Here is a 22,370-nt window from a genome sequence, read left to right as displayed (position 1 = left end):
CAGAGGCTCAGCCGTGCGGTCCGTCCCCGCACCGCGGCCGGAGGCTCAGCCGTGCAGTCTGTCCCCGCACTGCGGCCAGGGGCTCGCCCCGCGCCGGACGTAGAGCTTCTTGGCCCGGTACGTCTGTTCCTCCGCCGACGCGTCCTGCGGGCGGCCCCGGCCGCCGAGGCCGTGCCAGGTGCCCTCGTCGAGCTGGTAGAGGCCCCCGTAGGTGCCGGACGAGTCCACCGCGTCCGGCCGGCCCCCGGACTCGCACCGCGCGAGCCCCTGCCAGTCCAGGTGGTCGGTGCCCCGTACCGACGGCGGATGGGGCCGTGTGCCGACCTTGACGATCTGCGGGCGCGGCGCGCGCACCACCTCCGACTCCACGCGTCGCGGCCGCTGCCGCACTCCGTTGACGGTGCGCAGGGTGTACGTGACCCGGAGCACCCCCGGCCGGCCGGCCCGTTCGACGATCTCCGTGCCCCGGAACAGGGTGGGATCGGCGGTGCGGCGCACGGTGAAGGGGATGGGTTCCTCGCGCACCTCGCGCATGCCGGTGATGCGCAGCACGGTGACGGTCTGCCCGTCGCGCGGGAAGCTGCCGGGCGGCACGGAGGTGGTGTCCTGGCCGCGCAGGGTGACTCCGGCCTCCGCCACAGCCTGCCCGACGGTCGGGGCGTTGGTGCGGATGGTGCGGGCGCGGCCGTCGGCCATGATCGTGACCGCGCGTTCGGTGCGTACGTCGAGCGTGATTCCGGTGCGGCCGATCGGCCGGGAGCCCGGGACCGACAGATACGCGCCCTCGGCGCGCACGCCCCACTGCGTGAGCGCCCCCTCGACGGTCCGCGCCGTCGTCCACAGCTCGTGCCGCTGTCCGTCCAGGGTGAGCCGGACCGGGTGCCCGTGGCGGACCGCGATCTCGTCGCCGCTGGTGAGGGCGGCGCGGGGGTCGGGTGCCACGGTGTCGTGCGCCCCGAGCCGCACGCCCTGCTCGGCCAGCAGTTCGGAGACGTCGTCGGCGAAGGTGTGCAGGGTGCGCGGCCGGCCGTCGACGCTCAGCTCGATCGCCTTGTCCTGGGCGACGAACGCGGTGGTGCCGCCCGCCAGGAACGCGACGACCAGCGCCTGCGGCAGCAGCCGCCGTACGCCCGTCTCCGGACGCTCCGGGGAGCGCGCCCTGCGCCGCCGGACGCCCCGCCGCGCCCCGCCCCGCCGCGCCTGCCGGGGAACCGAGGACTCCGGCCCACCGGTCCCACGGGCCCCGGCGGTCTCGTCATACGCCTCGTACGACGGGCCGCAGGGCTCATACGGCGGGCGGTACGTCTCGTACGGCGGGCTGCTCACGCAGACACACTCCACAGGGCTGGGTCCGGGGTCGGATCGGAGCCCCAGAACCTAGCGGAGCGGCCGTCACTCTCCAAAGCGGCGCGACTACGGACAGTACATCGCGTGACGGTCAGTAGGCGAAGGCGCGGGCGGTGTTCGCGGCGAGGGCCGCCGCCAGCGCGTCCTCGTCGATGCCACGCACGGCGGCCATCGCGCGCACCGTGACGGGGATCAGATACGGCGCGTTCGGCCGCCCCCGGTACGGCGCCGGGGTGAGGAAGGGCGCGTCGGTCTCCACCAGGACCAGCTCCAGCGGGGCGACGGCGAGGGCGTCCCGCAGGTTCTGGGCGTTCTTGAAGGTGACGTTGCCGGCGAAGGACATGAACCAGCCCGCGCGGGCGCAGACAGCGGCCATCTCGGCGTCGCCGGAGTAGCAGTGGAACACCGTCCGCTCGGGGGCGCCCTCCTCCTTCAGGACGCGCAGGACGTCGGCGTGGGCCTCGCGGTCGTGGATGACGAGGGCCTTGCCGTGCCGCTTGGCGATCTCGATGTGGGCGCGGAAGGACCTCTCCTGCGCCTCCTTGCCCTCGGGCCCGGTGCGGAAGTAGTCCAGTCCCGTCTCGCCGACGCCCCTGACCTGGGGCAGCGCGGCCAGCCGGTCGATCTCGGCGAGTGCCTCGTCGAGCGCGGCGTCACCACCGGGCTGCCGGGCGCCCTGCCGGGACCATCCGTCGGGGTCGCCGTGGACGATGCGCGGCGCCTCGTTCGGGTGGAGGGCGACCGTCGCGTGGACGCTCTCGTGCGCGGCGGCCGTCTCGGCGGCCCAGCGCGAACTCTTGATGTCGCAGCCGACCTGGACGACCGTGGTCACCCCCACCGACGCGGCCTTGGCCAGGCCTTCCTCGACCGTGCCGGACTGCATGTCGAGGTGGGTGTGGGAGTCGGCGACCGGTATCCGGAGGGGCTCCGGAAGCGGGGGCGCCGCGTTCTTGTCGGCATCGGAAGGCATGCCCCGATCCTACGAAAGGGACATGCCCTCACGGACCCGCCGACGCCACCGCGCCGGCCGGCCGCAGCCCAGCCGGCCCGCCGGTGGCCGCGCACGGACCGGCCACTGGCCGACCGCAGGCCGACCACAGGCCGACCACAGGCCGACCACAGGCCGATCGCCCGACCCGGCCGTAGCCGCGCGCAGGCCCACCACCGACCTCGGACATCCGTCGACCGCTCACCGACCGGCGGCCCACCGACCAGCCGTCCGCACAGCGCGTGCGGGCGGCCGGCCGGCCGTCAGCCCGGGCGCCCGGGCGCCCGCCCTCGAGCCGTCCGCCGGCCCATCGACCGCTCGCCTCACCGCCGGGCCCAGGCCGACCACCGACCGCCCGCCCGCCGCTCCGTCAGCCCGCCTTGCGGTGGTGGAACGGGTGCAGCAGGTCGGACAGGTGCCAGTGATGGGGCTCCGGCCGGTCGGTCCCCGCCTCCTCCCCGGGCGCGGACTCGGGTGCCGGGTCCTCCGTCACGGGACCTGCCGGGTGCTGGTGCTGGTGCCGGTGCTCGTGTTCGTGCAGGTGGCTCTGTGCGGACGACACCCGGCCCGCCCGCATGATCCGCACGACGTGGCCGTCGCAGTTGCGGCAGCTGGGCCTGGACAGCGGCGACGGCACGACCCGGCCGTCCGCCACGTACAGCACGAACTCGTTGCCGTCGGCGTCCGTGTGGTGCTCTATCTCGAACGACTGCTCCCAGCCGTGCCCGCATCGCATGCAGGCGAAGGAGTACGACTCGTTGACGACGGCGGCAGCCGCGCCGCGGTGGCCGGCCTGCCCTGTGATCTCGCTCATGCCAGCTCCTCGTGTCCGCTGGGCGAAGGGACGGATCCGTCCCCGCCTCCAGTGGACGCCGCCGGCGGCGTCCGCGCAGCAGGCCTGTCGAGTGTTGGAGCCGATTTGGACCGCGCTTGCCCAAGGCTCCCCTGAACGGCAGGTGTCGCTTTGCCTTTCCGGGACGGCCCTTTGCCCCCGCATGGGGCGCGCGCTCATGCGAGATACGCCCTGCTCACAGGGGGTGTGAGCGCCGTCTCGAGACCCGCGCGCGACCTCCCCGCGTCAAGCGCGGCCGCCCGCCCGTCAATCCGCGTGCTTCGCCGCGACCACCGCGTCGAACACCTCGCGCTTGGGCACACCGGCCTCCGCGGCGACCGCCGCGATCGCCTCCTTGCGCCGCTCGCCGGCCTCCTCGCGGACCCGCACCCGCCGCACCAGCTCCTCGGCGCCGATCTCCTCCGCCCCCTTCTCCGGCGCCCCCTCGACCACCACCGTGATCTCGCCGCGCACCCCCTCGGCGGCCCACGCGGCCAGCTCGCCCAGCCCGCCGCGCCTGACCTCCTCGTAGGTCTTGGTCAGCTCGCGGCACACGGCTGCCCGACGCCCGGGACCGAACACCTCCGCCATCGCCGCCAGGGTGTCGTCGAGCCGGTGCGGGGCCTCGAAGTAGACCAGGGTGCGCCGCTCGTCCGCGACCTCCCGCAGCCGGGAGCGCCGCTCGCCCGCCTTGCGCGGCAGGAACCCCTCGAAGCAGAACCGGTCGACCGGCAGCCCGGACAGCGCCAGCGCGGTGAGCACGGCGGACGGCCCCGGCACGGCGGTCACCCGCACGTCCTTCTCCACGGCCGCCGCCACCAGCCGGTAGCCGGGGTCGGACACCGACGGCATGCCCGCGTCCGTGACCAGCAGCACCCGCGCCCCGCCGAGCAGCTCCTCGACCAGCTCGGGCGTACGGGCGGACTCGTTGCCCTCGAAGTACGACACGATCCGCCCGCGGGGTGTCACGCCGAGCGCCTGCGTGAGCCGGCGCAGCCGCCGGGTGTCCTCCGCGGCGACCACGTCCGCGCCCGCCAGTTCCTCGGCGAGCCGGGGCGGCGCGTCCTGGACGTCGCCGATGGGGGTGCCGGCCAAAACAAGGGTTCCAGTCACACCACCCATCCTCTCAAGCCCTCGCGTACGGCCCGCCCCGAGCGTCCCCGCAAGGCCGTTCACGGGCCCGGAAGCAGACGCATACCCCCCGGTACCGCCCATGCACGGGACTCACACAGCCCGGTTCCCTACGATGGCGCGGTGACCAGTACCGCGTCCTCCACGGACCCCCGGCAGGACCTGGCCCCCCACGACCAGCGGCCGTCGTGGCAGTGGCGGCTGCGCCGCTTCGGCTACGCGGCGGCCCCGGCGGGCCCCGCCAGTGACGTACGCGACCGGCTGGTGCCGCCGTACACCCGGCCGGGCACGCGGCTGTGGGCGGCCCTCGGGGTGCCGCACACGCTCGCCGACCGCCTCGAGCGGTGGTCGGGCTGGGGCGGGCCGCTGCTGGTCACGCTGCTGGCGGGCGTGCTGCGGTTCTGGCACCTGGGCAGCCCGAAGGCGGTGATATTCGACGAGACGTACTACGCCAAGGACGCGTGGGCGATCGTCCACCGCGGCTTCGAGGTCAACTGGGACAAGAACGCCAACGACCTGATCCTGAACTCCGGAGGCCACGTCACCCTGCCGTCCGACGCGGCGTACGTGGTGCACCCGCCGGTCGGCAAGTACGTGATCGGCCTGGGCGAGCTGATGTTCGGGTTCAACCCGTTCGGCTGGCGCTTCATGACGGCGCTGCTCGGCACGCTCTCCGTGCTGATCCTGTGCCGGGTCGGGCGCCGCCTGTTCCGCTCCACCTTCCTCGGCTGCCTGGCGGGCACGCTGATGGCGGTGGACGGGCTGGCCTTCGTGATGAGCCGCACCTCGCTGCTCGACGGCGTGCTGATGTTCTTCGTGCTGGCGGCGTTCGCCTGTCTGCTCATCGACCGGGACCGGGCGCGCGCGAGACTCGCCGCCGCGCTCCCGGCCGACGCGGACGGCCGGGTGCGCCCGGACGCCCGCACGGCCGACACGTTCTGGATGATGTGGCGCCCCTGGCGCTGGCTGGCGGGCCTGCTGCTGGGGCTGGCGATCGGCACCAAGTGGAACGGCCTGTTCTTCCTCATCGCCTTCGGTGTGATGACCGTGCTGTGGGACGTCGGCGCCCGCAAGGTCGCCGGGGCCCGCCGCCCGTACGTGGCGGTGCTCAAGTACGACGTGGGGTTCGCCTTCCTGGCCACGGTGCCGGTGGCGCTCCTCACCTACCTGCTGTCGTGGACCGGCTGGATCCTCTCCCCGGCGGACGGCACCGGCGGCTACTTCCGCAATTGGGCGGCGACCGACGGCAGGGGCAGCCACTGGAGCTGGCTGATGCCCGACTGGTGGCGCAGCCTGTGGCACTACGAGCACGAGGTCTACAAGTTCAACGTGGGCCTGTCCTCGCCGCACACCTACCAGTCGAACCCGTGGAGCTGGATCGTCGACGCCCGCCCGGTGTCGTACTTCTACGAGTCCCCCTCGCCCGGTACGGCCGGCTGCCCGGCCGACGCCGGCGACAAGTGCGCCCGCGAGGTCCTCGCGCTCGGCACGCCGGTGCTGTGGTGGGCGGCCTGCGCCGCGCTCGTGTACGTCCTGTGGCGCTGGTTCTTCCGCCGCGACTGGCGGGCCGGCGCGATCGCCTGCGGCGTCGCGGCCGGCTGGCTGCCCTGGTTCAACTACCAGGAACGGACGATCTTCTTCTTCTACACGATCGTCTTCGTGCCGTTCCTGTGCCTGGCCGTCACCATGCTGATCGGCGCGATCATCGGCCCACCCGGCGCCACGGACACCCGCCGCGTCATCGGCACCACCGGCGCGGGCGTCCTGGTCCTCCTGATCGCCTGGAACTTCATCTACTTCTGGCCCCTCTACACGGGCACCGCCATCCCGATCGACTCCTGGCGGTCGCGGATGTGGCTGGATACCTGGGTCTAGTTGGGAAGACACATCGGGAGGGCGTGACGATCGGCCGCGCCCTCCCGGCCGTTGTTGGTCGTTAGTGGTTGCTGCTGGCCGCCCTCGGACGGCCCGGAGACGGCCCGGCTAAGGCACCACCGCAGATACCAGATTGCGCGAGCAGTACGCCCTGGCCAACCGGCGCTCTGGAGGCTCAGTCGTCCCACACCTGCCCCACAGGGGACAGACTTGCTGGGCCTTCGCCCGCTCGCCACACCTCTATAAGCGCCGACGTTCTTGATCGTTTACCCCCTCCCTGGACGCGCGCTTCGTTGCACCTACGTCACTCATGAAGCAGCGCAGCCTGGACCTAGCCCGCGCGCTGCACAGTGAGCGGCATGCCCCGACGGCGCCGATCTGCGGAGGCGGCACAGCAGACTGCGAAGCGCGACTTACCTCGGACCGAGCAGCGCGATCGCTCATTGCCCAGGACTTTTCACCGCGGAGTCGGCCCCCCATCCTCCTACTCGAGCGTCCGGCCACCCTGAGTGCTGCGCCGAACAACGCCGGAGACTGCGCCAGCGTTGACAGCAGCTGCGCCGCATGTAAATATCTACTTACCGGCACACCTCAGGAGTACGCCGGGCAGGGGAGGAAGGAATTAAATGAGCACGCCTATACGCAGGACGTCCCTGGTGAAGGTCGCGGAGTTCGTGGCTTCCAAGGGGGTGGGCGGCAAGTTCAGCAAGCTGGAGCTGTTCGAGGCGGTCCCGGACGTCTCCCAGGCCGACCGCCGCATGCGGGACCTCCGGCCGATGGGCTGGAAGATCGACAACTACAAAGTCAACCCGAACCTCAAGCCGGATGAGTACCTGGTCCGGGAGCTGGGGACGCGGGTCGACCTGGGCGAAACGCCGCCGAAGACCATCCGCAAGAACATCACCGGCCCGAAGCGGCGGCGCATCCTGGAGCGCGACGGCCACATGTGCCAGGTCTGCGGGATCCGCGCGACGCAGGAATTCCCGGACGCCCCCGGCCGCACCGCGGTCCTGACCATCGGCCACATCGTCCCGGTCAACCGCGGCGGCCAGAACAACGACGACAACCTCCGCGCCGAGTGCCAGCGTTGCGGCGACGAGTCCCGTGATATCACCGTGGACCCTCCCACCGGCCAGCAGGTGCTCACCCACGCTTCCCGCGGAAGCCTGAAGGACAAGCGCACCCTCTACGGCTGGATGCAGGCTGGACGGCGCACCCCCTCCGACATCGAGAAGGTGTTCCAGGAGTGGTCCCGGCTGCCCCACTCCGACCGTATGCAGGTCATGACTGCTCTCGCTGAACAGGTCATCAAGGCCCTGGAAAACGAATAGCCCGCCCCGTTGGGCAGGCGGCCGAGGACCGGCTGCCTGCCCAGTGGTGCCACTCAAGAGAGCAGTCATGGCGGCCTGCCCCAGCACCTCACCAGGCAGGAGCAGCCTCTGTCGGTAGCCTGCTGCACACTTCCCTCATGCACGCACCCAGAGTCCAGTGCCCCACGTGCGGCCGCTCAGTAGCCCTCATGCCGACGCGCCGCGCCGGCTACGGCGTGGTCCATGATCATAAGAAGGACCGCCGGTCACTCATCCTGTGTGAAGGCAGCATGCGCCAGATCGCATTCGCAGAGGCCCGCTTCTGGCAGGACGCACTACCCGGAATCGCCGAGACCCACGAACCGGCTCCCACTCTGTTCTAGCTGGCTCCTTTAGCCGGGCTGCGCTCACACAGGCGGACACGCCGGACCTGAACCAATGCGGCGGACACGGGTGCTTGTACTGGTCGACCTGTCGCTCCGTCAAGTTACATAGGAATAAGGATATTTGGCTTGCGCGACCCCTCCGGGTTGTCCGAGACTCCTACGCAGTGACGCGAGACACGCGTGACTGCGCCCTCCTACGAAGCGCCGACTTTCTATGGAGTGCAGCGAGGCCCACCCCCACCGCTCCCGAATGAGCGTCGAGGCCGGACTAGCGCAGTCTGGATGTGATTCGTGACGCTCCCACCGATGCGGGCCGGATCCGCGGAGCGTGGGTGCGAGGGCTGGTGATCGGCGTGCCGGGCTCCCGCGTGCAGTGACACCGTGGGAGACCGACTTCTGCGGTGCAGGGAGCCCGCAAGGAGGCCCTCTCTTGTCGCCGAACACCTCGAACAACGGCGAGCCGACCGTCAACGGCGAGCGGACTGAGCTGTCCAAGCCTCTGCGTCGCGTTCCTTCCATCCCTGACCCCGCTCTGCACAAGGAGCTGCGAGCCGCACTGAAGAAGCGGGGCATGGCGGACCGAGTGGCCGGTGCCATCTCCACGATCTGGACCGACCCGGCTGCCGTGCTGCCCCAGGTGACCAACCCTCAGCGTCGCCGGATCCCGGGCGCCTACCTGCTTGTGATCTCGGGCTCCGTCTACACGTCGCGTCTCGTGCCCGACCCGCTCAACCCTCGCAACGCCGACCACGTGCAGTTCGCACTCGCCCAGGCTGCTGGGGCGCCGCCGGCGACCCTGGTTCCGGCCGTACAGGAAGGGGAAGGCGAGCTGGCTATCCGCGTGGAGAGCCGCGATGCGCTTATCGAACAGGTCGACTGGGCGATCGAGACGACCCGCAACCGCAACAGTCCGCAGCCGGACATCTCCGAGCAGGGCATCATGGACCCGCCGATCGGCGTCGCTACCACCGTCTTCTACGACGGCACTGACGAGAGCCCGACCACGCACATTTTCGTCCGCGAGGGGTCCAGCCGCACTAGCCACGGCCTGTACAACGTGGGCGCGACCGCTGAGGAGGTTCTCTTCTCCCTCCCGCGTAACGCCAGTTCGATGCAGGCCCACATCGACAAGATCAACAGTTACGTCAGCAAGCCCGCAGAGGACATCCTGCGCACCGAGAAGGGCGCGATCCGCTGCGCCGTCACGGACTTCGAACTCATCATCGGCGTAGTGCCGGATGTGCCCGGAGCGGTCGACCTGTCGCAGGCCATCAAGGCCCGTGTGGCCCAGGACCACCTCAACACCAAGGAGCCTTGGACCGACGCGGCCAAGCACACCGCACTCGCCGAAGAGTGCCTGCTCTCTGCCCGCGCCGCAGGCGTCATTCCCAGCGACGCCGAGGCGGACTGGCTGGGCGGGCGCCTCACTCCCAAGGAGGCCGAGGCACGCAAAATCGTTGCGTTCGGGGATGACCGCGCGGCCCGGGCCATTCACCTGTTCACCACCAACGACCCGCAGATCCACAATGCTGTGCGCCAGCCAATCGCCCTGGTCCTCACCAACGAGCCGACTGGCCGCAAGCGCACCCGTGTCACCACCAAGACCAAACTGCCCCTAGCCGTGGAGCTCATCGTCAGAGAGAAGAGGGGAGCTTCGTCCGACGGCGAGCTGACCCGCTTCCGCAAGGTGCTCACCGAGGCCCTTCCAAGCGACCTGCAGAAGACGCCGTGGCACCCCACCAAACGCTCCACGGAGCAGCTGTACCAGGCGGCTCTCAAGGAGATCGAGGAAGCCAAGGACGAACGGCCTGCCGGCATCGAACTGTGGGTGCGCGCGGCGTATGTCCTCGCTAAGCACAACGCCATTAGCGGGCCGCGCCACGATGTGGGAGCCGGCGGTGACCGCCGGAGCGCCGGCGCTGTCATGGAGGCCCTGGCCGACACTGAGCAGGGACTCCGCCACCTGCGCCAGGTGATCGAGGACGACCGGGCCGGGCTCCCGCCCCGCCAAGTCGATGACCAGGGCCAGCCGCGCAAGGACGGCGAGGGCAATGACCTCCCCATCGACAACGACTTCCTGCGCACCAAGCTCGCGCCCAAGGGCGGTCAGACTCCGCCTCCCCTGAGCCCCGACAAGGCTGTGCACGAGCACTATAAGCGTGGTGTGCTTGCCACCAAGGACGCCCTCCGCAGCCTGGAGGCCGAGATGCGCAACCTTGCTGGGCTGGTGGACGACGACGACGTGCCGCTGATTGAACGGGAGGGAAGGTCCCACGCCCGGCTCCTCATGGACAAGCTGCAGAACCTTGCCGCCGAAGCCCAGGACTGGTGGGAGAAGGCAGTGGAGGCCCAGAGCACCTCCCCGTCATCCGCCACCGCCGAGGAGGAAGACGACGAGGACGAGGCCGCCTGATGAAAAAGGCCACCTACATGGCACTCGCGGACCTGTGCGATCCCTACCTACTGTGCCTCATGCCGGAGAGGCTGATGCCCCATCCTGAGGCCATGCCGCCCGCCTCGTGCGCGGTCTACGTAGCGGTCGACGACCGCAGCGCCGTCTGCTATGTCGGCTCCGTGTGTAGGCCCAGCGACGAGCAAGGACTCGGCAGCCACGTCGCTGAGTACCTGACCGACCTGCCAAAGACGGGGAAGTGGGCTGGGGTATACGTCCTCCCTCTCAGGCCTGACACGCCTGAGCCCGAAGTAAGACGCATCGGCGGGGACATCGCCGGATGGCTCCTGCCATACGACCGTGAACGCTGGCCGCAAGCCGGCTAATGAGCGGAGGATCGCTCGGCGGCGGCTGAACTTCTGGCCGCCGCCGAGCACCCTATGTCAGTTCGGCGCATCTAGAGAAAGCTGCACTGGACCGAAAGCAGCAGCTTTACAGCGGGGTTCGCCCACGTCCTGCGACCTGCGCTTCTCCTGACAGCCGACACTGTCGGGGACGCCTGGGGGAACCGAGTCCATGGGCGGGCGACCGCAGCCTTATAAGTTCGGCCTCACCCCGGTGCGGTCATAATCCGCCGCGGCCATGGGGGCCGCACGTGGCTGCCTGTTGTCACCGCTGTTCGTGGTCGTTAATGCACCGGGCAAGACGTCCAATGGCTGACCCGGTCGGCCCAGCCCCACCAGGCATGCCGGTCCGCGCTTGCAGAGCTGCGCACCGCTGTTCTCTTCGACGGAGAATCCAGACAGATCTCAGTCGACCGTCTGGCTCGCTGGTTGGCTGAATGGATTGCAGACTGTGCAAAGTTTATGCTTCTGCGGATCATATTCTTCCAGTCCGTCAATCCTGACGGCAGATTCCCTGAACCTGCACTCTTCTGTGTGGAGAGTCTTGGTTCGAGTATTTAGAAAATAAGACACGCTCAGGATTTGCGATATCCCGAAGGGAAGGGAGATTGTTTTACTCCATTCGACGTATCCTGGTGTCGCGCGAACATCCTCGAAGAGGGGCCATTCAAGCACATCCTCCGAGCTAAGATCGCCACTCCCATGCATTTTCTTCATCAGCTGAAACGCCTCATCGTCCTCTCCTAGCAGACACATCTTTGCCAGCTTAAACCTGTCCTCCAAGGCAGAGGTGTCCCATTGCTCCACTTCTTGCTGGACGGCCTTCCGGTTATCTCTCTTTAGGGCAATCCACCCGTTGACCTTGAAGAGCAGCTGGTCTTCGTACCCCGTAGCAATCTTCGCCCCAGCCGCGCACAGATGCTTAACCAGGTCTTGCTCCCGCTCCTGGAGCCGACTGTATGTAAGACTGTGTAGATTACTCAGGATGGTACTGTCGTGATCTCTGGCAAACTTCATGCCGATCGAACTTGCTAGTAGCACCCCGAAAGCCAGGATCGAATCCAGGGTGGCATGAACGTAGACTTCATTCGTCTTGAGCCTGTCTCCCACCTTGATGTCCCTGGCATTTGTCGTGGCGGATACAGACGCTACATACCTGTGGGACGCTATTCCCCCCGCGTGCACCAATACGTGGCGACGCTGGAATATTTCCTGCACTGCCGGCCAATCACTGCACAGATCTTCGAATTTAATATTCAACTTGTCGATGCAGAATTTACGCCAATCCGCCACGCTGCCAAACATCAAATCATCGACCCTCCTGGAGATTGCCAAATTGACAGCCTCTTCGATACTGGAGAGCCCTTTAAGGTCTCGAAGTGAGAACTCTTTCTCCTTCTCTTTAGACATAGCTTCCAGCGCTTGAGGGGAAACCTTCAGGAAGGAAGAGATCAGCGAGGCGAATAGGACTTCGAATGAAGTTACAGCTGAAACAACAGTAGATTCGAGCAGGAAGTCAATCCTTGGCGGTCGCCTTAGCATGGAGTGTACATCTGTGGCCAGCTTTGGCGCCCAAGGCTTGCCCTTGAATTTTTCCCAGATTGAGTTTAGGAGTGTGAGCTGCCATGGGTGGTCGTCAGGACCGTCTCCTGCCGTCTTGAATAGCTCAAAGAAGTCGTCCAGCTCTTCGTCTGTCAAATATTTGAGCTGGCTCACAAATTTCTTCACAACCGATTCCGGTCTATCTTCGGCGAGAATTACAGGAGTGGCCAAGTTGATGATGTCACGAGCTGCTTCGATTCGGTCGACGAAATCGTCGATGGCGATATCGACGGTAGCTGCAAATTCTTCCTTGGAGCTCCCCACTTGATCTCCTCGCTCTGAAGGATAGGTCGGGAGTATTGTGACATGAGTCACTGCTCCGCAACACAAGGAATCGGAGATTGGTAGAGCAGGTTTGGCCGGTGGCCTGCCGGTCCGTAGTCGAGCAGTATCAGGGGTGCCGTGCCCTGGTGGGCAACTCGGGCAGGCTTTGGACCTGCCCGGCAATGTGCCCGAGTGGCCCTGGTTTGCTCGACGCGGGACCCGGACCCGGGACGTGGCTAAGGCCATGGAGTTGACCGGCCTCAGCCACAGAGGGTTTCCCTAGTCTGCCCACCGCACGTAGTGCGCGGCCCCGCAGCCAGCCGGGACACGACAGGAGGCAGGCCGTGCCGCAGAGGCGGAGCGCGCTCGCGCCGTACGGGTCTTGATGGGGTAGCAAGTTCTACCGCGTTCCCCTTCTAGCTCTCTCCCGCTCGGTTCCTGCCAGCAACAGCCCTCTGGTGCAGCACGGCTGCCCCAAGACTCACACGCTGTCAGTGGTCGCCTCTACGCTTCCGCCATGCGTAAAGGTTCGATCACACGAGGTGCTGTGCTCAAGGCCATCACAGAGCACAACGAGCTTGGCCGGACCGCGTTCCTGGCCAAGTACCGCTTCAGCGAGTCCCGCTCATATCTCCTCCTCCATGAGGGGCGGGAGTACGACTCGAAGGCCATCGCAGGCGTGGCCCACAAGTGGGACCACGGCCGCGCGTTGCTGCCGGAGGAGTTCAGCGGCGGGAAGGACCACGCCGCGGCGTGGCTCAAGCGGGCTGGATTCGAGGTCAAGGCCGTGAAGAACCCCGACTGGGCGCGCGATGAAATCATTCTGGCCTGCGACCTCGTGATGACCAATGGATGGAAGGGACTCGACGCGAACGACCCGCGCGTCATCGAACTGTCCAGCCTCCTGCAGGTCATGCCGATCCACGCTGAGGCCGACCGCAACGAGAAGTTCCGCAACCCCAACGGGGTGGCCCGCAAGACGTTCGACATCGCCACGCGCCACCCGGACTACCGGGGCAAGCCCACCAACGGCGGTGCTCTCGATGTCGCGGTACTGAACGAGTTCCGCGCCAGGCCGACCGAGATGTCTGAAGTGGCTCGGCTCATCCGCCAGGGCATCGCCGCGGGAGACCTCCAGACACCGCCACTGGACGAAGAGGAGGACCTGGACGACTACAGCGCCCCCGAAGGCCGGTTGCTGATGAGCCGACACATGCGCCGTGAGCGGAACCAGGGGCTGCGGAAGAAGAAGATCACCGCGGTTCTCAAGAAGGGCGGAACGCTGGCCTGCGAGGCATGCGGCTTCGACTTCGAGGAGGTCTACGGCGACCGCGGAAGCGGCTACATCGAGTGCCACCACGTCGTCCCCCTGCACGAGGCCGGCGAAAGCCAGACCAGGCTCAGTGATCTGGCACTCATCTGCGCAAACTGCCACCGCATGATTCACCGCCTCGCTCCCTGGCCAACTCCGACAGAACTGCGGAGCCTCATCCAGAGCCGCCGTAACGCCGGGGCCCGCATCCCCGCCCAACAGACTGCGGAAGCCGTCCAGCCCTCCACTGACCGGCCGTAGCCCTCCCAAACCCAGCTGTTCCCTACAAGTGGGAAGCCACGAGGATTCCGGCGGCCAGTCAGCTTTCAAGCGCGACCGGCAAGACTGGGAGACAGAAGAGACCGCTAAATTGGTAGATACCCCACAGCTTCCACCCGAGTCAGCTGTCTACAGTGCTGAAGTCCGACCCCAGTCAGGGTTCCCATTCTCGTCGCGCCGCTCCGCTTCCAGTCCCAGGTAGCGGGGACCCTGACCGGTGGTCGTGCCGGCCGGGCGCTGGTAGAGCGCGCCGGACCGACGGTGGGGGAGGTCAACAGTCCTTAGATGCTTGAAGCCCTGCCTCTCGTAGTACCGCCCAAGCCTCGCGTTGGTTTTCCAAGCATCGACACGCAGCCACTCTTTTCCAGTCTTTGCTGCCTTTTCAGAGGCCCAATCGAGCATCGCTGCGCCTAGAGCGTTACCGCCGACGGCAGGGCACACGATAATGCGGTGCGCATATAGGGCACTTCCCGGCGCATCACCTGGGGTCCAGAACTCGGGATCTGCGAAATCGTCTACCGTGATCGTGCCCAAGTACTCACTGCCGTCAACGGCCATGTATGCGTGACCATGCTCGATATCGCGGATGATGGCCGCCATATTGGGCGCATACTGCCACTGGTCGATGCCTTGAGACTTCAGCCATCGGGCAGCCTCCGTCCACATGGCCCCGATCACTTCCGCTTCACTATGAGCAGCGGGCCGGATGGTGACATCATCACGCATTGGGTTTGCCTGCTCCCAGCTCATAGCGAAGGACGTTGCGGTCTGTCGGCATTGCTGTGATCGTGACGCGTACGGGGCGCTCGTCGGTGTAGCCGACGCGCGTCCTGACCAGCAGGGGAATCCCTGCTTCTACGGCCAGCTCTTCGGCTTGCTTCGGGTTGGGCATCACCGCCGTGACGTCGTCGACATAGCGCGTCTGCGTATAGCCGATTGACGCCATGTAGGCAATAACTCCCTCCGGAATGTCCGCCGGCTCTGCAATCGGGGTGTTCTTCACCAGTTCGTGAGGGTAATACGAATCTTCGGACGACCACGGTTGGTCATCCACGAAACGCAGGCGTCGCCGAACGAGAACAAGTTCCCCTGGTTGAATTTCAAGGTGCTGAGCCACGTTGGGATCAGATTTTTCGATGCTCACCGCGATTTTCTGGCTTGGCGTGCGGCCTTGTTCACGAATGTCCTGCACCCACGCATCGACTCCGGCCGCCAGACGCCTGTTGTGATCCTCCGAGCGGGAGGAGTTGTAAACCAAGACGTCTTGCCGATGGACCATGTACGCCCGGCCCTGACTCGCGAAGACGAGCCCTTCCGCAACGAGGCGCTGAAGTCCGAGACGGACGGTGTTTCGGGAGGCGTCATAGATCTCCATCAGCCTCCGCTCACTGGGCAGCTTGCTGCCCGGGGGGTACTCCCCGCTCTCGATCTTCGCCCGCAGGCTGGCCGCCAACTGCATGTACAGGGGGTCTGAGCGCGTCGCCATAGCCCCATCATGCCCCACTAAGCCCACTGGTTGGTACGAGCAGAACCAAAGTGCTTGACGGCTCACACCAGAGGGTGCACCATCATGGCAACTGGTTGGTACCAGCAAGACCAGAGGAACCAATCTGCGTTGTATGGCGCCCGGAGGAAAGCCCGCAGGGGTGAGTACGAAGGAAGCGCTCGTTGGTTGAGAACTCAACAGCGTGCCGAGGGAACCCCGTCCCACCTCAGCGACGAAGAGGACGGGCGTGCGCGGTCCTGACCCGCGCGCGGTACAGCGCGACCTCAGCCTCTCCGCAGCGTCACAACGCTGCGGCCGGTTGCCTCCGCTGCTCGTCTCGTACGAGCAGTGCTGAGGGGAGCCGGAATCTCCGACCCCAACGGCGAGCGGCTCCCGGGTGGCACCCCGGGAGCCGCGTTCGGGCCGTTGCCACCTGCAAGGGAGAACCACGACCCATGAACGACATCGTCACTGTTCAGGACGCTGTTACCGCGTTCGCCGACTGGATCGAGCCGTCGGACGCGGAGCTGAACGCGATCGAGCGGGAGATGCCCGTGATTCTCGCGGACGTAGACCTGCTGGACGCGCAGATCATCATGCTGGACCGCACGCCGTCCGAGCTGGACGCCCAGCGCATCCGCCGCGCTCGCCGCCGCCTGCTCGCTGCGCGGCGGGAGCTGACCAACCGCACCGCCGCCAGCACGAGCCAGCCGGGAGGTGCCGCGTGAAGACCAAGACTGTGCTGCCCGCCGTCGCGATGACGGCGGTGTCCATGGTCCTCACGCTGGCCGTGGTCGTGATGTGGCTCGGTAGGGCCGTACCGTGGCCCGTCGCGCTGGTCGTCGGTCTCGGGATCGACGGGGGCTGGCTGGCCACCCTCGCCTACGAACGCCGCCTCGCCGCCCAAGGTGATCACAGCCACGCGGTGACCACCGTCGGCTGGTGCTTCGGCCTGGTCGCGGCCTGCGTCCTGGTGGCCCACGCCCTCACCACCGACGGCTCCGCCGCAGCCTGGCTGGCCGTCGCCTGGCTGCCCGTCGCGGCCAAGGCCCTGTGGCTGGTGCACGGGCTGTGGGAGCGCACGGCGCTCACCCCGGCGGCACTGGACGCCATCCGAGGTATCCAGCAGGAGGCCCGCGACGAGGCGGCCGTGGCCCGTGCCCGGCTGCGAGCCGAGGCCACAACCGAGGAGACCCGGCTGACAGCCGTGACGCAGGCCGGGGCCCGCGTCGCGCGCGTACAGGCCAAGACCTCTCAGACCCTCTCGCGGGCGTGGTCGACGCTGGAGACGGCACGGGCCGGTGAGGGCACCGGCAGGGCGCTGACCAGCGTGACGGCCCCCGTCACGCCCGGCGTCACGCCCCTTTGGGAACTGCCCGTCTGGGGCCCCACCCAGCCGGTTCCGGCGCTCTCCCTGGAGACGTCACCGGCGCTCACTGACGCGGCGCTGGACGCGCTGGTGGACGAGATCCGGCACAGCGAGGATCCGGCGCTGTCGTACCGGGAGATGGCCGCGCGGTTCCGCGCAGCCGGCCACTCCGCCTCTGAGGTCCGCCTGCGGGCCGCCTGGAAGCGCGTGGCCTGATGGGGACGCTGCCGGTGTTCCGGTGGCGCCTGGCCCCGGACGGCTACGCCACCCGCCGCCAACTCCGCGCCCGCGGGCTACGGCCCGGCGGTCAAGGCGTGGCCGCGCAGCTCGAACGGCCCCGCCGCCGTCGGGCGCCGCTGGTCGCCTACCTGTACCGCGTCGACCTGGCCAAGCCGGTCCGGCCGATGACCCTGGCGAGGCGCGCGGCCCTGGACAAGGCCAACGCCGCCCGCCGCACCTGCCCCGAGTGCCGACGGGATGCCGGATACGTCATCCCGCCCTCGCTCGGCATGTGCGTTCCCTGCGCCTTCCCCGACACCCCCAGCTCGTTCGACGACGACACCCCGAGGAGGGGCTGACCATGGGCAAGCCCGACACGCGCCGGATCGACCGCGCGATCCGGGAGACCAACCGCAAGCTGGCCGCCGTCCGCGAGAAGGAGATGTGGCCGCTGGACGGCCGCGAGCGTCGCGCCATCATCGCGGCGATGGCCGGCGGCTCCTACCGGGTGCTGCGGGGCCGCAGCACCGACCGAGCCGACCGCCGCCTTGAGTCGGCGTGGAGCGCGGCGGAGACCCGGCTGATCGCGGAGATCACCGCGTTGCAGAGCGAGCGGCAGCGGATCGTCACCGAGGCCGCCGCCGCCAAGGCCGCCAAGAAGTCCTCCGGCTGGTGGTGACCGCGCGCCCCGTCCGCGCCGCCGCCTGGCCCACACCTGCACCGCTCGCCTGTTCGGGGTGGCCGCTCCCTTCCGCGTGCCTGGCCGCCCCGGCCCCCCTCAACTTCCGCCCCGATCGGGGCAGTCAGGAGCGCCCTCCGCATGTCCGAGAACGTCGTTCACCTGCACAAGCACACCGAACCGCCCACCGTGACGACTCTGACCGTGGTCCCCGACCCGGCACCGGTCCCGCCCGTACCGCTGTGGATCCGCTCCGGACGCGCGATCCGCACGGCCATCACCCACGAGACCACCAAGACGACGGCCCGCGCGATGGCCCGGCACAGCCTGTACGTCGCCGGCGGGGCGAGGATCGTCGCCAAGCGCACCTGGGACGGCCGCACCGCCGCCCGCTACGAACGCATGCTCCGGGCGGCCGAGGCCGCCGGGAACTTCGAGGCTGCGGCGGAGTGGGAGGAGCGCGGGCAGCGCTTCCGCGAGGCCCGCCACCGCCGCCGTATGGACCTGCTGCACTCCCCGCTGGACGCCGCCAAGGGCGCGGCCGTCAGCGCCGGCATGGGCATCGGCGGCCTGGTCCTGCTCGGCATCGCCATGGCCATCGCCACCAAGGACGCCACCGAGGTCGTCACGCCGCTGATGGCGGTCACCAAGTTCATCAACCTGATGATCACGATCGTGCGCGTGGTCTGGGGGCCCGCGATCTCGGTCGGCCCATTCCTCGCGCTGCTCGCCCTGTGGTCGGTCGGCGCCCACCAGAAGGCCGCACCGAACTGGGCACTCCCGGCGAACATCCGCAACGGCGAGGGCGAGCCCATCACCCCCTCGATCGTGGTCAAGGCCCTGCGTGACCTGGGGATTCCGGCGCTGCGCAACGCCATCAAGGAGATGGGCGACGCCGGCGCCTCCATGCTGTCCCCGATCCGGATCGCCGGATGCGGGGTCGAGGTCGACGTGACCTTGCCCTCGGGGGTGTCGACGATCGAGGTGCAGAACCGGCGCCGCAAGCTCGCCGAGAACCTCACCCGGCACGAGCACGAGGTGTTCATCACCATCCCGACCGCCGCCCGAACGGTCCGGCTGTGGATCGCCGACTCCGGAGCGCTCGATGAGCCGATCGGGCCGTCTCCGCTGGTCACCGACGAGACCCTGACCGCCGACTACGCCAAGGGCAAGGCGCCGTGGGGTCAGGACCTGCGCGGAGATGCCGCCGCCCTGAGCCTGTATCAGCGGCACCTGCTGGTGACGGGTCTGTCCAACCAGGGCAAGACGGCCGCGCTGCGGGCGCTCGCGCTGTGGCTGTCCCTGGACCGCTCGGTGCAGTTCTGGCTTGCCGACCTCAAGGGCGCCGGCGACTGGCGGCACTTCGACGGCATCGCCTCCGTGCTCATCCAGGGGCCGACCGATGACCACGTCATCCAGGCCACCGAGATGGCCGAGAACGCGGTCACCGAGATGAACCGCCGCCTGGATGTCCGGCAGAAGGACCCGGCCGCGAAGTTCCCGCCGCTGATCGTCCTGGTCGACGAGGCGCAGGTGGCGTTCATGTGCCCGGCCAAGGACGAGGACGGCCGCCCCTACGGCGGCTCCAAGGCCACCTCGCGGTACTTCATGGCCGTACGCAAGATCCACAACCAGGGTCGTGCGGTCGACGTGCTGATGTGGCAGGGCACGCAGGACCCCACCGACCAGAACCTTCCCAAGCTCGTGCGCGAGGGCGCCCACACCCGCGCCTCCCTCGCGCTGGGCACCGAGCAGCAGTCGCGGATGGCTCTGGGGGACAAGGCCGTCAACGGCGGCGCCGCCCCGCACCTGCTGAGGCAGGGCCTGGACAAGGGAACCCTGGTCGTCGCCTCCGACGGCATCGCCATCCCCGCCGGGCAGGCGTCCATCACGGTGCGCACGCACTTCATCGACGACGACGCAGCCGAGGCCATCGCGGAGCGCGCCAAGGCGCTGCGCGACGGCGTGACCACCCTGCACGTGGTCGACGAGGGCGAGGAGCGAGACCCGCTCGCCGACATCGCGTCTGTGATCGGCACCGCTGCACGGGTGCGGACCAAGGACGTCCTGGCGCGCCTGGCGACGCTCAGCGAGGACGCCTACGGCAAGTGGTCGTTCATCGACCTCAAGCGTGTCCTGGACGCGGCCGGCGCGGAGCCGTACAAGTCCGACGGCGTCATGGTCGTCGCCCGTGACCGCGTCGCCGCCGCTCTCGCCAACCGCGACGGCGACGGTTCCGCTTCCGCCGCCGAGTGACAGGGAGCCGACCCCGCCCGGGTCAGGGAGGCAGGGAGAACTCCCTGAATGCCTCCCTGACTCGCCTCCCTGGCCCTGACCTGCGCAAATGATCGTTCAGGGAGTCAGGGAGGCTCGCAGGTCAGCACCCCCGAAACCCCCTCCACAGCCACCCCTACAGGGGGTGGTTCCGCCTCCCTGGCCAAGCGCCGGAAGGGATTCCGCATGTACCCCGACAGCACCGGCCGCGCGCCCGCCGAACGGGCCGTGGAAGTCCACCACCCCACCCCCATCACCCCCGCCGTACCCGTCGCGACGCCGCTCGTGCCCGTCCAGCCGGGCACGGTCCCGGCGGTGGCGAGCGTCGTCCTGCCGGACGGCCGTGTCGTCACCGGCTACGCCATCGAGCCGGCCAAGCCGGAACCGGTCACGACCAAGTCGGCCGTCTCCCGCGCGGCCGTCAACGTCGCGCTTGGAGGCGTCGGTTTCCTCGCGGTGTGCGGCGGTCTGCTGCTGCTGACCACGTCCATCGCCGCACTGACCGCGCTGATCACCCAGCTCATCATCCTCGCGGCCGTCATCTTCGGCGGATGGATCGCCGTGCAGGTCTTCGGCACCGGCAGCCACGGGGGCGGGACCACGGTCAACATCCGCAAAGCGACCTTCAAGCGCAACCACTTCCACGGCTGACCAGGAAGGAAGCCATGTTTGAGATCCGTATCATCTGCGCCAACGAGGACGTTCCCCGCGTCGCTCAGGCCGTCCTCGGCTCCGTCGACGCGGTGTCCGTGCGCCGCTTCCCCACCCGCGACGGCGACCGGACGCGCCTGTACATCACCGCCGACCACCGCAAGCCGCATCAGGACTGCCCCGGGTGCGACGGCGACGGCCTGGCCCTGTGGTTCCTGCCCGACGGAGGCCAGGAACAGCGCGCCTGCACTGGCCTGAGCACCGAGGCCCTGCACGCCGCCGGGCTCACCCAGGGATCGAGCCAGCGCGAGCCCTGGCAGCGCACCACCGACCACTAGCTACGCCAAGGGCGGCCCCTCCGTCTCGCCAAAGTCGCGGGGCCGCCCTTGTCAGCCAGCATCCGTTCAAGGAACTGGAGACATCCAGGATGACTCAACCCACCCGTATCCGGCGAGTGCCCGCCCGTCGGCCGCGCCTACTGGACCTGTTCTGCTGCCAGGGCGGCGCCGCCAAGGGCTACGCCGACGCAGGGTTCGACGTGACCGGCGTCGACATCGCCCCGCAGCCGCGCTACCCGTACCGGTTCGTCCAGGCGGACGCTATCGCCTACGTGCGGGAGCACGGGGCCGCGTTCGACTTCATCCACGCCTCGTGCCCGTGCCAGTTCTACAGCGACACCCAGCGGCTCATGGGCAACGACCACCCCGACCTGATCGCTCCCACCCGCGCCGCCCTTAAGGCCACGGGACGGCCCTACGTCATGGAGAACGTGCGCGGGGCGGTCCCGCACCTGCACCACCCAGTGATGCTGTGCGGCGCCATGTTCGCTCTGGAGACCTACCGCCACCGGTACTTCGAGGCGGGCGGCTGGACCCTCACCGCGCCGCCGCACCCCGTCCACACGGCACCGGTCGCCAAGATGGGCCGCCCCGTCCCGCCCGGCCATTACGGCCAGTTCGTCGGCAACTTCTCCGGCGTCGACCTGGCCCGGAAGGTGATGGGCGTGCCGTGGATGAACCGCGACGGCATCCGCGAGTGCATCCCACCCGCCTACACCCAGCACATCGGCCGCGCCGCGCTCGCCCACCTCGCCCCCGCGCTGGAGGTGGCGGCATGAGCGAGCACCTGATGCGCGCCGCCCTGGAGGCGGCGGAGCGCGGCTGGCACGTCTTCCCCCTGGGCCCCGGCAGCAAGGTCCCTGCCCTGCACGGGGAGAAGAGCTGCACCGGCACCGGTGAGTGCGCGGACGGGCATCTGAAGTGGGAACAGCGCGCCACCATCGACCCGGACCGTATCCGAGCCGCCTGGTCGCGGGCGCCGTTCAACGTCGGTATCGCCACCGGCCCGTCCGGGCTGCTGGTCGTCGACCTGGACACGCCAGAGCACAAGGGCAGTTCGGGCGCGCCTGACGGCGCGGCGACCTTCGGGGCGCTCTGCGAGCGCGCCGGGCACGCCGTCCCCACCACCTACCGGACCCGGACCCCCAGCGGCGGGACGCACCTGTACTTCACCGCCCCGGATGGCGTTCGGCTGGGTAACACCGCGGGCACCGTGGCGGATGCGGTCGACA

Annotated in this window: 21 protein-coding genes; 14 read left to right on the top strand and 7 right to left on the bottom strand. The window is 68.6% G+C overall.

The annotated features are described in order from the left end of the window. Positions 1-45: 45 nt before the first annotated feature. From ABZ484_RS24660 to rsmI, 4 genes are all read right to left on the bottom strand, one after another. On the bottom strand, positions 46-1,326 hold the full coding sequence (locus tag ABZ484_RS24660) for a ubiquitin-like domain-containing protein (RefSeq protein ID WP_358868092.1): 1,281 nt from the start codon (positions 1,324-1,326) through the stop codon (positions 46-48). Positions 1,327-1,438: 112 nt separating this feature from the next. Further along, entirely contained in the window at positions 1,439-2,317 is an 879-nt protein-coding gene (locus ABZ484_RS24655; RefSeq protein WP_358868091.1) for a TatD family hydrolase, read from the bottom strand. Between the two features lie 388 nt (positions 2,318-2,705). Beyond that, the gene (locus ABZ484_RS24650) at positions 2,706-3,149 is read right to left on the bottom strand and encodes a hypothetical protein (RefSeq protein WP_358868090.1); all 444 of its coding nucleotides are present in this window, start codon (positions 3,147-3,149) and stop codon (positions 2,706-2,708) included. Positions 3,150-3,434: 285 nt separating this feature from the next. Beyond that, on the bottom strand, positions 3,435-4,280 hold the full coding sequence (gene rsmI / locus ABZ484_RS24645; protein ID WP_358868089.1) for a 16S rRNA (cytidine(1402)-2'-O)-methyltransferase: 846 nt from the start codon (positions 4,278-4,280) through the stop codon (positions 3,435-3,437). Positions 4,281-4,421: 141 nt separating this feature from the next. Here rsmI and ABZ484_RS24640 point away from each other — a divergent pair, with 141 nt between their 5' ends. The 4 genes from ABZ484_RS24640 (at position 4,422) to ABZ484_RS24625 (ending at position 10,647) form a co-directional block, all read left to right on the top strand. Further along, complete coding sequence (locus ABZ484_RS24640) at positions 4,422-6,173, top strand: phospholipid carrier-dependent glycosyltransferase (RefSeq protein ID WP_358868088.1); 1,752 nt, start codon at positions 4,422-4,424, stop codon at positions 6,171-6,173. Between the two features lie 656 nt (positions 6,174-6,829). Then, a complete protein-coding gene (locus ABZ484_RS24635; RefSeq protein ID WP_358868087.1) occupies positions 6,830-7,504 on the top strand; it encodes an HNH endonuclease in 675 nt (224 codons plus the stop codon). A gap of 795 nt (positions 7,505-8,299) precedes the next feature. Continuing rightward, positions 8,300-10,282 (top strand): hypothetical protein, encoded by a 1,983-nt coding sequence (locus ABZ484_RS24630; protein ID WP_358868086.1) that lies wholly within the window; start codon positions 8,300-8,302, stop codon positions 10,280-10,282. Then, entirely contained in the window at positions 10,282-10,647 is a 366-nt protein-coding gene (locus tag ABZ484_RS24625; protein WP_358868085.1) for a hypothetical protein, read from the top strand. The genes ABZ484_RS24630 and ABZ484_RS24625 overlap by 1 nt, the downstream gene beginning before the upstream one ends. 423 nt (positions 10,648-11,070) lie before the next feature. Here ABZ484_RS24625 and ABZ484_RS24620 read toward each other — a convergent pair whose 3' ends face one another. Then, on the bottom strand, positions 11,071-12,531 hold the full coding sequence (locus ABZ484_RS24620; RefSeq protein WP_358868084.1) for a hypothetical protein: 1,461 nt from the start codon (positions 12,529-12,531) through the stop codon (positions 11,071-11,073). A 547-nt stretch (positions 12,532-13,078) separates the two neighbouring features. Here ABZ484_RS24620 and ABZ484_RS24615 point away from each other — a divergent pair. Further along, positions 13,079-14,104, top strand: coding sequence for an HNH endonuclease (locus ABZ484_RS24615; RefSeq protein ID WP_358868083.1), 1,026 nt, complete (start codon positions 13,079-13,081; stop codon positions 14,102-14,104). A 147-nt stretch (positions 14,105-14,251) separates the two neighbouring features. Here the strand turns inward: ABZ484_RS24615 and ABZ484_RS24610 are convergent, their stop codons facing one another. Then, the gene (locus tag ABZ484_RS24610; protein ID WP_358868082.1) at positions 14,252-14,872 is read right to left on the bottom strand and encodes a GNAT family N-acetyltransferase; all 621 of its coding nucleotides are present in this window, start codon (positions 14,870-14,872) and stop codon (positions 14,252-14,254) included. After that, positions 14,841-15,608: a GntR family transcriptional regulator gene (locus ABZ484_RS24605; protein WP_358868081.1), complete on the bottom strand. Its 768-nt coding sequence runs from the start codon at positions 15,606-15,608 to the stop codon at positions 14,841-14,843. Before ABZ484_RS24605 ends, ABZ484_RS24610 begins: the two co-directional genes overlap by 32 nt. A gap of 455 nt (positions 15,609-16,063) precedes the next feature. On the opposite strand from ABZ484_RS24605, the gene ABZ484_RS24600 reads away from it, so the two are divergent. From ABZ484_RS24600 to ABZ484_RS24560, 9 genes are all read left to right on the top strand, one after another. After that, the gene (locus ABZ484_RS24600) at positions 16,064-16,336 is read left to right on the top strand and encodes a DUF6284 family protein (RefSeq protein ID WP_358868080.1); all 273 of its coding nucleotides are present in this window, start codon (positions 16,064-16,066) and stop codon (positions 16,334-16,336) included. Then, entirely contained in the window at positions 16,333-17,193 is an 861-nt protein-coding gene (locus tag ABZ484_RS24595; protein ID WP_358868079.1) for a protein spdB, read from the top strand. Before ABZ484_RS24600 ends, ABZ484_RS24595 begins: the two co-directional genes overlap by 4 nt. Continuing rightward, on the top strand, positions 17,193-17,555 hold the full coding sequence (locus ABZ484_RS24590; protein ID WP_358868078.1) for an RRQRL motif-containing zinc-binding protein: 363 nt from the start codon (positions 17,193-17,195) through the stop codon (positions 17,553-17,555). The genes ABZ484_RS24595 and ABZ484_RS24590 overlap by 1 nt, the downstream gene beginning before the upstream one ends. Positions 17,556-17,557: 2 nt before the next feature. Beyond that, complete coding sequence (locus ABZ484_RS24585; protein WP_358868077.1) at positions 17,558-17,875, top strand: hypothetical protein; 318 nt, start codon at positions 17,558-17,560, stop codon at positions 17,873-17,875. Positions 17,876-18,016: 141 nt separating this feature from the next. Continuing rightward, the gene (locus tag ABZ484_RS24580; protein ID WP_358868076.1) at positions 18,017-20,131 is read left to right on the top strand and encodes an ATP-binding protein; all 2,115 of its coding nucleotides are present in this window, start codon (positions 18,017-18,019) and stop codon (positions 20,129-20,131) included. A gap of 204 nt (positions 20,132-20,335) precedes the next feature. After that, on the top strand, positions 20,336-20,800 hold the full coding sequence (locus ABZ484_RS24575; RefSeq protein ID WP_358868075.1) for a hypothetical protein: 465 nt from the start codon (positions 20,336-20,338) through the stop codon (positions 20,798-20,800). Positions 20,801-20,814: 14 nt separating this feature from the next. Continuing rightward, complete coding sequence (locus tag ABZ484_RS24570; protein WP_358868074.1) at positions 20,815-21,138, top strand: hypothetical protein; 324 nt, start codon at positions 20,815-20,817, stop codon at positions 21,136-21,138. 89 nt (positions 21,139-21,227) lie between these two features. Continuing rightward, a complete protein-coding gene (locus tag ABZ484_RS24565) occupies positions 21,228-21,917 on the top strand; it encodes an SAM-dependent methyltransferase (protein WP_358868073.1) in 690 nt (229 codons plus the stop codon). Next, a partial coding sequence (locus ABZ484_RS24560; RefSeq protein WP_358868072.1) for a bifunctional DNA primase/polymerase occupies positions 21,914-22,370 on the top strand: 457 nt, incomplete at its 3' end. The genes ABZ484_RS24565 and ABZ484_RS24560, both read left to right, overlap by 4 nt.

Source organism: Streptomyces sp. NPDC006393 (assembly GCF_040628575.1).
GTDB lineage: Bacteria > Actinomycetota > Actinomycetes > Streptomycetales > Streptomycetaceae > Streptomyces.
Note: the sequence above shows the minus strand (reverse complement) of the source record. Positions and strands in the feature narration are given on the sequence as shown.

Bases quoted from the DNA above. Each gene is read 5' to 3' on its own strand.
- ABZ484_RS24580 (WP_358868076.1), top strand. From the start codon at position 18,017: ATGTCCGAGAACGTCGTTCACCTGCACAAGCACACCGAACCGCCCACC.
- ABZ484_RS24565 (WP_358868073.1), top strand. From the start codon at position 21,228: ATGACTCAACCCACCCGTATCCGGCGAGTGCCCGCCCGTCGGCCGCGC.
- ABZ484_RS24655 (WP_358868091.1), bottom strand. From the start codon at position 2,317: ATGCCTTCCGATGCCGACAAGAACGCGGCGCCCCCGCTTCCGGAGCCC.
- ABZ484_RS24605 (WP_358868081.1), bottom strand. From the start codon at position 15,608: ATGGCGACGCGCTCAGACCCCCTGTACATGCAGTTGGCGGCCAGCCTG.
- ABZ484_RS24600 (WP_358868080.1), top strand. From the start codon at position 16,064: ATGAACGACATCGTCACTGTTCAGGACGCTGTTACCGCGTTCGCCGAC.
- ABZ484_RS24585 (WP_358868077.1), top strand. From the start codon at position 17,558: ATGGGCAAGCCCGACACGCGCCGGATCGACCGCGCGATCCGGGAGACC.
- ABZ484_RS24610 (WP_358868082.1), bottom strand. From the start codon at position 14,872: ATGAGCTGGGAGCAGGCAAACCCAATGCGTGATGATGTCACCATCCGG.
- ABZ484_RS24650 (WP_358868090.1), bottom strand. From the start codon at position 3,149: ATGAGCGAGATCACAGGGCAGGCCGGCCACCGCGGCGCGGCTGCCGCC.
- ABZ484_RS24575 (WP_358868075.1), top strand. From the start codon at position 20,336: ATGTACCCCGACAGCACCGGCCGCGCGCCCGCCGAACGGGCCGTGGAA.
- ABZ484_RS24590 (WP_358868078.1), top strand. From the start codon at position 17,193: ATGGGGACGCTGCCGGTGTTCCGGTGGCGCCTGGCCCCGGACGGCTAC.
- ABZ484_RS24625 (WP_358868085.1), top strand. From the start codon at position 10,282: ATGAAAAAGGCCACCTACATGGCACTCGCGGACCTGTGCGATCCCTAC.
- ABZ484_RS24570 (WP_358868074.1), top strand. From the start codon at position 20,815: ATGTTTGAGATCCGTATCATCTGCGCCAACGAGGACGTTCCCCGCGTC.